11 protein-coding genes are annotated in these 9913 nt (G+C 59.5%); 3 read left to right on the top strand and 8 right to left on the bottom strand.

Annotation, left to right across the window (positions count from 1 at the left end):
- From Q0P59_RS19375 to guaB, 5 genes are all read right to left on the bottom strand, one after another.
- The coding region (locus Q0P59_RS19375; protein ID WP_295009478.1) for a Fic family protein at positions 1-1260 on the bottom strand (1260 nt) is incomplete at its 3' end.
- 305 nt (positions 1261-1565) lie between these two features.
- Positions 1566-1829, bottom strand: coding sequence for a helix-turn-helix transcriptional regulator (locus Q0P59_RS19370; RefSeq protein WP_295009476.1), 264 nt, complete (start codon positions 1827-1829; stop codon positions 1566-1568).
- Between the two features lie 170 nt (positions 1830-1999).
- Positions 2000-3217 (bottom strand): tyrosine-type recombinase/integrase, encoded by a 1218-nt coding sequence (locus tag Q0P59_RS19365; protein WP_295009474.1) that lies wholly within the window; start codon positions 3215-3217, stop codon positions 2000-2002.
- Positions 3218-3554: 337 nt separating this feature from the next.
- The gene (guaA, locus tag Q0P59_RS19360; protein WP_295009472.1) at positions 3555-5189 is read right to left on the bottom strand and encodes a glutamine-hydrolyzing GMP synthase; all 1635 of its coding nucleotides are present in this window, start codon (positions 5187-5189) and stop codon (positions 3555-3557) included.
- 60 nt (positions 5190-5249) lie between these two features.
- A complete protein-coding gene (guaB, locus tag Q0P59_RS19355) occupies positions 5250-6713 on the bottom strand; it encodes an IMP dehydrogenase (RefSeq protein WP_295009470.1) in 1464 nt (487 codons plus the stop codon).
- A gap of 56 nt (positions 6714-6769) precedes the next feature.
- Between guaB and Q0P59_RS19350 the strand changes: the two genes are divergently transcribed.
- Positions 6770-7273, top strand: coding sequence for a DUF4124 domain-containing protein (locus tag Q0P59_RS19350; RefSeq protein ID WP_295009468.1), 504 nt, complete (start codon positions 6770-6772; stop codon positions 7271-7273).
- Positions 7274-7285: 12 nt separating this feature from the next.
- On the opposite strand, the gene Q0P59_RS19345 is transcribed toward Q0P59_RS19350, so the two are convergent.
- Complete coding sequence (locus Q0P59_RS19345; RefSeq protein ID WP_295009466.1) at positions 7286-7612, bottom strand: RnfH family protein; 327 nt, start codon at positions 7610-7612, stop codon at positions 7286-7288.
- Positions 7605-8048, bottom strand: a complete 444-nt coding sequence (locus Q0P59_RS19340; protein ID WP_295009464.1) for a type II toxin-antitoxin system RatA family toxin — start codon at positions 8046-8048, stop codon at positions 7605-7607. Before Q0P59_RS19340 ends, Q0P59_RS19345 begins: the two co-directional genes overlap by 8 nt.
- Positions 8049-8106: 58 nt before the next feature.
- Between Q0P59_RS19340 and smpB the strand changes: the two genes are divergently transcribed.
- Entirely contained in the window at positions 8107-8556 is a 450-nt protein-coding gene (gene smpB, locus Q0P59_RS19335) for an SsrA-binding protein SmpB (RefSeq protein WP_150428669.1), read from the top strand.
- 83 nt (positions 8557-8639) lie between these two features.
- Complete coding sequence (locus tag Q0P59_RS19330; protein WP_295009461.1) at positions 8640-9275, top strand: response regulator transcription factor; 636 nt, start codon at positions 8640-8642, stop codon at positions 9273-9275.
- Positions 9276-9287: 12 nt separating this feature from the next.
- Here the strand turns inward: Q0P59_RS19330 and Q0P59_RS19325 are convergent, their stop codons facing one another.
- Positions 9288-9689 (bottom strand): Hpt domain-containing protein, encoded by a 402-nt coding sequence (locus tag Q0P59_RS19325; protein WP_295009459.1) that lies wholly within the window; start codon positions 9687-9689, stop codon positions 9288-9290.
- Positions 9690-9913 lie beyond the last annotated feature (224 nt).

The raw sequence follows: 9913 nt of genomic DNA, 5'->3' as shown, positions 1-9913 counted from the left end.
CAGCGGCCTGGCCTGTTCGGCACCGTGGAAGGCGAAATTCGACACCACGCCATCCGGGTAGGTAGTCCGCACTGGCTCGAACACGATCTGCTCCCGCATGGCCTGTATCAAGGGCTTGGACACCTCATCCAGCACTCGGTCATAGCCGCGCCGCTCACCGGCGTCGTCCGTGATGACGGCGGATACGGGCAGAATCACAGGTTCCGGGATCACGCCATCACGACGCAAGACGTCGTTGACCAGGAAGCGATGCACACGGCCATTACCGTCAGCCAGCGGGTGGATGTAGACAAAGCCGAAAGCCGCCACTGCGCTACGCATCGTGGGCGACTGACCTTGCGTTCTTTCGAGGAACGTCTGCAGCCCGTCCAGCATCGCGGCGATCTCGTCAGCCGGTGGCGCCACGTAGTGCACGACCTCCTGGTAGCGCACCGTCTCGCCGACGAACACGGGAGACTGGCGCATCCCGAAATGGGTAATCGTTGTCCGGTCGCCCAGGATTTCCCGCTGCAACTCGGCCAGCGCGGCATCGCTGAACGGTAAATCTCCTTGACCGGTACGCCGCGCCATCACATCCGCAAAACGCTGCACCCGCCCTGCCCGATCGGCTTCTCCTTCGATGGCAAAGCTTGCCTTGCTCTCTCGCAGCGTCATCCAGACTGCCGCCCGCATCAGCAGGTCTTCGCCAAACTCGGCAGTCAGTTCCCCGAACAGACGCGGCACGTCCAGACTGGCAGCCCGATTCACTGCATCAGTCTTGAGCACCATGGGGCAAAAATGCCGAGTCCCCGGTAAGTTGTCATTCACCCGCCAGCGCTGCACTTTGACGACCCGGTCGGGTGATGCCGCCACCAACTTGGCATCGTCAATGACATCGATGTAATTACCCCCCAGTCGCTCCGGAACCGCCAGCGTTTCTCCAGTCAGCCACTCGTACAGGAAGGCAGTCCGACGGGCATACTGCCCGGTTGGTTCGGCCATGACCCAGGCTTGAACGAAATCCGGACCGCTTCGCTCAAAGAGGCGAGCGAGGAATTCCAGATGGGGTACCTCGTGACGAAGGTGAAACTGCAGGTGCGCTACCGACTCCGCAGCTGGCCGCATGGCCTCCGTATAGACCTCCGAACGGAAGCCGTTGTCGACTTGGGTCGCGCGCCGCCCCCCAATCTGGCTGACCACAGGCGGTCTCCCCAGCAGCATCACGCCGTAGGTCTGCGCCAGCCAGGCAGAACCAATCAGTTGTGTCGGTAGTCCGGTCATGCAGCGTCTCCAGGGAGTACAGCTTTCGTTTGCTCAAAAACGATGATGCAAGCAAGGAGTCGGCATCCACTAGATTAAGGTTGCGTCAAATCAATTTAATTCAATTCTCGTTGCTCAAAAACGATTATGCAGCAAACTAACTCTCCCTCCAACCCTCTTCAAAGAGCAAGCGGAAATGACCTGAATATACACAGCAGGGTCTCCAACAACAGGCTTACATGACACTGAGGCCCCAAAAAAATTTCTAGAGGAACAACATTCCTGGAGGCTTGGTAACGGCCTTGCACCGAGCAGAATATCGAGCTTTATGGAAGATCACCTTGGCGCTGCTCCGCCAAGATGTCCTCGAGTGTGCGCACATGCCCAAGCTTTGCCAGCTTCAAGTCATAGCCAGCTGCTTCGAGCAGGCGTACCAGCACCGACACGCTCATATCGCCCTTGGCCAAGGTTTCCATGCGCGTCACTGTTGTGCGTGAAACCCCCGCCCGCTGTGCGAGTCCATCCTGACTCAGCCGCGCTTCACGGCGAGCACTCCTGAGCATCTCGGCAACATCGGCAAGTGTTGTCACTGTAGCCCCTGGGCACCTAAATGGCAGTTAATTAACAACAATGTAGCCCTCGGGACACATGAATTAAAGTAAGTCGATAATTCAGCAGTCCTCCCCATACCAATGATGACCCGAAAATTGCCGCCCGAATGGGCGGCTTTATCTTCGAGCAAAAACTGCCACCATGTATGTCAGGTCAGCATGGGCGTGTACGTTTCGCTGGCCGCCCATGCATCGACCATATTCGCCCACTCTTGGAGCATGTGACGTCGCGGCTCAGCATACTCTGCCTTGTTGTAGACCGACCGCGAAGACCGTCCGCTTTCGTGCGCAAGGCACTTTTCGATCCAGTCACCATTGAAACCAGCTTCGTTGAGCAACGTGGAACCCGTTCGCCTCAAATCATGGACGGTGAATGGCTCCAATGGCAACCCCGCCTCTTTCGCCCGTTCAGCGATTAGCTGTGTGACGCGGTTCAGCGTGGCTTTCGACATGCGTCGATCCGCGTCGTATCGTGAGGGCAATACATACCTTGATCCGGCGGCACATGTGCGCAGTGCGATCATGATGTCGAGCGCCTGAGAAGACAGGTACACATTGTGCGCCCTCCTCCCCTTCATGCGAGCCTTCGGGATAGTCCATACAGCCGCCTCGAAATCAACCTCGTTCCAAGTTGCCTCAATCAGTTCGCTCTTGCGCACCAGCGTCAGCAGAATCAAACGCAACGCGAGCCGAATGGCAGGATAGGTCGGTACACGATCCAATTGCTGATGCATCAACTGGATTTCCACCTGAGATAGCACCCGATCTTTGGGCACGAACGTAGCGATGGATCCCGGGCCAAGTTCGTCGGCAGGATTGGTCACCTTCTCCCCGTGCAGGTTGGCGTAACCATAGATCTGCTTGACGATGTCACGCACATGAATCGCCGTCGCTGGAGCCCCTCGCTCTTTCACTCGCATGCACAATGCGCGCAGATCCTCTACATGAACCTCTCTCAAAAGGCGCTTGCTGAAGGTCGGCAGGATGTCGCGGTCCAACACGCTCTTACGCATCGACCGCGTCGAATCAGCCATGGTGGCCCCGTAAAGCCACTGGATCGCATGGTCACTGAAAGTCTTGGTTTCGGGGCCGCGGGCCTTCTCTCGCCGCTTCTGCAGGGCTGGTGAAATACCGTCGCGCACCAATTGCCTGGCATCCAACAACTTTTCCCGCGCCACGGCGAGCGAGATGCCGCCAAAACCATAGCGGCCAATGGTCAGCGTCTCGCGCCGGCCATTGATGCGGTAGTCGTACCTGAAGGAAATGGAGCCCGTCGGCAGAATGGCCACGTACATGCCATCGCGGTCAGCAACTTTGTAAAGGGTCACGCGAGGCTTGAGGTTTCGAAGGGCAAGGTCTGTGAGCATCTAATTTTTCTCCTGATCGAGACGGTCAATTGCCGTCACCAATCAAGAGGCATACAGATGCCCGCGAACCTGCATGAAACCTAGCTTCAGGGATCAATTTATACCGTCACAGACGGTATTTCTGTGACCGCTAAATCTTGCCCTCAAACAGCCTAACGCAAAGAACCCATTCGTACCGTTAGCGATACCGTCAAATTCGTCGCCTGGCAACGCCTGAAGCGTTAGGGTCTGAGATGAGAAAACAATTTAAATCAACAACTTACGAAGCCTGCGTTGCCAGTGAATTATCTTTGCAGACTTGTTTAACCTATTGATTTATATGGTGAAAAATTAATTCCTACTCCCACTCGATAGTCGCCGGCGGCTTGCCGGAAACGTCGTAGACCACCCGGTTCAACCCCCGCACTTCGTTGATGATCCGGTTCGACACCCGGCCGAGCAGCTCGTACGGCAGATGCGCCCAGTGGGCGGTCATGAAGTCGCTGGTGACCACGGCGCGCAAGGCAACGACGTTTTCGTAGGTACGGCCGTCGCCCATCACGCCGACGCTCTTGACCGGCAGGAAGACCGCGAAGGCTTGGCTGGTCAGGTCGTACCAGCTCTTGCCGACATCGGCCGCGGTACAGGCACCGGCCGCCACATCGCGCTCGGTGGCGTGCGTGGCGCGCAGTTCGTCGATGAAGATGGCGTCGGCACGCTGCAGTAGGCTGGCGGCTTCGCGCTTGACCTCGCCGAGGATGCGCACACCCAGGCCCGGGCCGGGGAACGGGTGGCGATAGACCATCTCGCGCGGCAGGCCGAGCGCGACGCCGAGTTCGCGGACTTCATCCTTGAACAGTTCGCGCAGCGGTTCGAGCAGCTTGAGGTGCATGTCTTCCGGCAGACCGCCGACGTTGTGGTGGCTCTTGATGGTGTGGGCGCCCTTCTTGCCCTTGCCGGCCGATTCGATCACATCCGGGTAGATCGTGCCCTGGGCCAGCCACTTGGCGGCCGAGAGCTTCTTCGATTCGGCCTGGAAGACCTCGACGAACTCCTTGCCGATGATCTTGCGCTTCTGCTCGGGGTCGGAAACGCCGGCCAGCTTGCCCATGAAGTCGTCGACGGCATCGACGCGGATGACCTTGACGCCCAGGTTGCGGGCGAACATGTCCATGACCATGTCGCCTTCGTTCAGGCGCAGCAGGCCGTGGTCGACGAAAACGCAGGTCAGCTGGTCGCCGATCGCCTTGTGGATCAGCGCCGCGGCAACGCTCGAATCGACGCCGCCGGACAGGCCGAGGATGACTTCCTCGTCGCCGACCTGGCGCTGGATCGCATCGACGGCCTCGGCGATGTAGTCGCCCATGACCCAGTCGGTGCCGCAGCCGCAGATACCATGCACGAAGCGTTCAAGGATCGCCCGCCCCTGCTGGGTGTGGGTGACTTCCGGATGGAACTGGACAGCGTAGAACTTGCGGCTCTCGTCGGCCATCGCGGCGATCGGGCAGGACGCGGTCGACGCCATCTTGACGAAGCCGGCCGGCAGTTCCATGACCGAATCGCCGTGGCTCATCCACACCTTCAGCATGCCGTGGCCTTCAGGGCTGTAGAAGTCGGCGATGTCGTTGAGCAGCGCCGTATGGCCGTGGGCGCGGACTTCCGAGTAGCCGAATTCACGGGCCTTGCCGGCCGCTTCGGCGGTCATCACCTGGCCGCCCAGTTGCTGGGCCATGGTCTGCATGCCGTAGCAGATGCCGAGCACCGGAATGCCCAGCTCGAAGACGACGTTCGGCGCCCGCGGCGTATCGCCCTCAGTCACCGAGCTCGGGCCGCCGGACAGGATGATGCCCTTGGCGCCGTAGTTGCGGATGAAGTCGTCGGAAACGTCGTACGGGTGGATTTCGCAGAAGACCTTGGCTTCGCGCACGCGGCGGGCGATCAGCTGGGTGACCTGGGAACCGAAATCGAGGATGAGGATTTTCTGGTGGGACATTTGCAGGGCCTTGAATGAAAAGGGCGGCTCCATGAGCCGCCCTTTGAAAGACGTTGGCTATCAGTCGAGATGGTAGTTCGGGGCTTCCTTGGTGATCTGCACGTCGTGAACGTGCGACTCGCGGATGCCGGCCGAGGTGATCTCGACGAAACAGGCGTTCTCATGCATATGGGCGATGGTCGGGCTGCCGAGGTAACCCATCGACGAGCGCAGGCCGCCCATCAGCTGGTGGATCACGGCGAGCACCGAGCCCTTGTACGGAACGCGGCCTTCGATGCCTTCCGGCACGAACTTGTCGACGTTGGCGGTGGCTTCCTGGAAGTAGCGATCCGAGGAGCCGGCCTGCATCGCGCCGAGCGAACCCATGCCGCGGTACGACTTGTACGAGCGGCCCTGGAACAGCTCGACCTCGCCCGGGGCCTCTTCGGTGCCGGCGAACAGGCCGCCGAGCATGACCGTATTGGCGCCGGCCGCGATGGCCTTGGCGATGTCGCCGGAGTAGCGGATGCCGCCGTCGGCGATCATCGGCACGCCGGTGCCCTTCAGCGATTCGGAAACATTCTGGATGGCAGTGATCTGCGGCACGCCGACACCGGCGACGATGCGCGTGGTGCAGATGGAGCCGGGACCGATGCCGACCTTGACGCCGTCGGCGCCCATGTCGACCAGCGCCCGCGCCGCATCGGCGGTGGCGATGTTGCCGCCGATCACTTCGATCTGCGGGAAGTTCTTCTTGACCCACTTGACGCGGTCCAGCACGCCTTGCGAGTGGCCGTGGGCGGTATCGACCACGACGACATCGACGCCGGCTTCGGCCAGCAGTTCGACGCGTTCCTCGGTACCGGCACCGACGCCGACCGCAGCGCCGGCACGCAGGCGTCCGGAGGCATCCTTGTTGGCCAGCGGGTGCTCGGTCGACTTGAGGATATCCTTGACGGTGATCAGGCCACGCAGGTTGAACTCGTCATCCACGACCAGCACGCGCTCCAGGCGGTGGGTACGGATCAATTCCTTGGCGTCCTCGACACTGGCGCCTTCCCGGACGGTGACCAGGCGCTTTTTCGGCGTCATGATCGACTTGACCGGCTGATCCAGGTTGGTTTCGAAGCGCAGGTCGCGGTTGGTGACGATACCGACCACCTTGCCGCTCTTGTCGATCACCGGCAGGCCGGAAATCCGGTATTGACGGGTGATCTCAAGTACGTCGCGAACCGTCATCAGCGGCGAAACGGTAATCGGATCCTTCAGGATGCCCGATTCGAAACGCTTGACCTTGGCCACTTCGGCGGCCTGGGCCTTGGCTGTCAGGTTCTTGTGGATGATACCGATCCCGCCCTCCTGAGCCAGCGCAATGGCAAGGCGCCCTTCCGTCACGGTATCCATGGCGGCCGAGAGCAGCGGCAGGTTCAGGGTGATGTTGCGGGTCAGCTGTGTAGCAAGACTGACGTCGCGCGGGAGGACTTGAGAATGTGCGGGGACGAGCAGTACGTCGTCGAAGGTGAGGGCTTTTTGCAGCAGTCGCATGGCCTTTAATCCAAGGTCACAAAATCGTATTATACAGAAAAGCCAAGGAAACCCAGATGACCTCGAAACCAATCATCGCATTTGCTGCTGCCGCGGCCACCTCCATCGTCGCAATCAACGCGGTTTACGCCGAAACCTACCAGTGGAAGGACAGCAGCGGGCAAACGGTCGTTTCCGACACCCCACCGCCTTCGAACGCAAAAAACCGCCGCGCCATCGACGCCCGGCAGCCGTCCGTCGTCAGCGAGAAAGCCCCGGAAAAAACCGCCGACGGCGCGAAGAGCCCCGAAGGCCCGAAAACCACGGCCGAGAAAGACCTGGAGTTCAAGAAACGCCAGCAGGAAAACAAGGAAAAAGCCGACAAGCTGGCCAAGGAGCAAGCCGCCGAAGCGGACCAGAAAGACAACTGCGAACGGGCAAAGCGAAACCTGACGGCCCTTGAGAACAATCAACCCATGGTGACGGTGGACGACAAGGGCCAACGCAAATTCATGGATACATCGCAGCGCGACCAGGAGCTTGAGCGCGCCCGGCGGGTCATTGCCGAAACCTGCAAATGACCGCTGGCGAAATCAGCTCTCGGAGGCGTCGGCATCACCGGCGCCTTTTTTCATGACCTTGCCCTCTGCCGCACGTTGCTTGCGGACTTCCTTGGGATCGGCGATCAAGGGCCGATAGACCTCGATCCGGTCCTTGTCCCGCAACACAGCATCGAGCTTCGACAATTTGTTCCAGATGCCGAACTTGTTCTTCTTGGTATCGATTTCGGGGTATTTGCCCAACAATCCGGATGCCTCGAGTCCATGCTGCAAGGTCGCCCCCTCGGGAACCCGGACACGAACCAGTTCCTGCTTGCTGCTCATGGCATAGCAAACTTCAATATCGAGCATTTCAGCCATTGGCGGCTCCATAGACTTGGCTTGCGCGCCGCACGAAGGCGTCGACAAAGGTATTGGCAATGTGACTGAATACGGGGCCGATGACCTTCTCGAACAGCTTGCTCGAGAATTCGTAGTGCAACTTGAACTCGATCTTGCAGGCATTCTCGGCCAGCGCCTTGAAATGCCATGCCCCCTCGAGGCGCCGAAACGGCCCGTCGATCAGGCGAATGCTCATCTGGCGCGCGTATTCCTTGTCGTTTTCGGTCGTAAACGACGACTTCACGGCATGGTAATTGATGTGCAAGGTCGCCACCGTCTTCACCGCATCCCGGTACTTGACCTCGGTATGACTGCACCACGGAAGAAACGCGGGGTAATCCTCGCAACGGTCGACCAGTTCGAACATGCGTTCGGCCGATTGCTCGATCAAGACTGTCTTTTCAACCAGAGCCATGCAGTGGCAGCGTTCCTGTATCCTGTAGAATCGCAATTTTAATGGATCGCCAGGCAGCATGAGCATTACGGTCAATAAAAAAGCCTTCCACGATTACTTCGTCGAGGACAAGTACGAGGCGGGCATGGTTCTCGAAGGATGGGAAGTCAAGGCCATTCGCGCCGGCCGGATGAACATCAAGGAATCCTACGTCATCATCAAGGGCGGCGAACTGTTCCTGATCGGCATGCACATCAGCCCGCTCACCACGGCGTCGACGCACAACAAGCACGACCCGACGCGCACCCGCAAGCTGCTCCTGCACGGAAACGAAATCAGCAAGCTGATCGGCAAGGTGGAGCGTGCCGGCTACGCTCTGGTGCCGCTCGACTTGCACTTTCTGCGCGGAAGGATCAAGCTGGAAATCGGATTGGCCAAGGGCAAAAAACAACACGACAAACGTGCCTCCGAACTGGAAAAGGACTCCAAGCGGGAAGCGCAACGCGCGATGAAGGAACACCAGAGATAAAGCGCGGTTTATCGATTTTTATCAAACCCCAGCCGAATCAGATCAAGCATGATGAGCAATGTCGAACACTCGAAAGCTCGACCATGAAAGCATCTCGCATCATTCTCGCCGATGACCACCTGTTGATTCGCGCCGGTATCCGCGCCCTTTTCGAAACACTCCCCGATCACGAACTCATCGCGGAATGCGCCGACGGTCACGAGGCCGTTGCCGCCATTCGGGAACTCTCCCCGGACGTAATCCTCCTCGACATTGCAATGCCGGGGCCGTCGGGAATCGAGGTCACGCGCACCATCCGCCAGTTTGACGCCAGCACGCGGATACTGATCCTCTCCAGCATCGACCGCCCGGAAATCATCGAACAGGGAATGGCGGCCGGCGCCAATGGCTACCTGCTCAAGGATTTCGTCATCGGCGAACTCCTCGAAGCCCTGAATACCGTGCTGATCGGCAACACATACCTGTCGCCGCGCATTCGCGACTACGCGGCAACGCCCGGCGGCAACGCCTCCCGCGATGGCGGAAGCCAGCTTACGTCACGGCAACGGGAAGTTCTCCGCCTGGTTGCATCGGGCAAGACGACCAAGGAAATCGCCCGCGATCTCGGCATCAGCCCGAAAACCGTGGAGTTCCACCGTGGACGTTTGATGGAGCGAATCGGGGCTCACGATGTCACCGGACTGACCCGCTTCGCCGTGCAGTCCGGCGTTCTCTGCTAGGCAAGCCCGGGCTCAGGCCGGCGAGCCATCGAAATACGCTTTCATCTCGGAAGCCATGCAACTCAGGCAGTTGCACAAGGTTTCCGCCATCAGCTCCCAGTCGTCCTTGGCGAGCATCGCCTCCGCCTGGCTTGCATGCTCGCGCAGGGACTCCTCGAAGCGCCGCGCGATATCCACGCAGTGATGCCCGGAAAACAGCACGCAACTGCTACGGATATCGTGCAGGGCATTCTTGAGGGCCGGACGATCTCCCGCCCTGAGCGCCTGCATCATCCGCTCCAGCAGGCCGGGATAGTTTTCCAGAAACAGGCCGGCCAGACGCTTCGCCGTTTCCTCGTTGCGACCAAGGTTTTGCAACAAATAATCGAGGTTGCAATACCCCCCCTGAAATCTTGGAAAGCCGTTCTCCGACATAGAGCAGACCTAGTTTTTTGTATTATTCGGTCATAGCTTAGGTGCAAGGGCGAGCCCCGAGGAACTGGGCATTACCCTAGGTCGGCGCGGAAAAAGGCGGAATATCGCCAAACGGGCGCACGAAAAACAAAAAAGCCCGAAAGCATGGCTTATCGGGCTTGATGGTGACTGGCGGAGTGGACGGGACTCGAACCCGCGACCCCCGGCGTGACAGGCCGGTATTC

The organism is uncultured Dechloromonas sp., assembly GCF_945957265.1.
Classification (GTDB): domain Bacteria; phylum Pseudomonadota; class Gammaproteobacteria; order Burkholderiales; family Rhodocyclaceae; genus Azonexus.
Note: the sequence above shows the minus strand (reverse complement) of the source record. Positions and strands in the feature narration are given on the sequence as shown.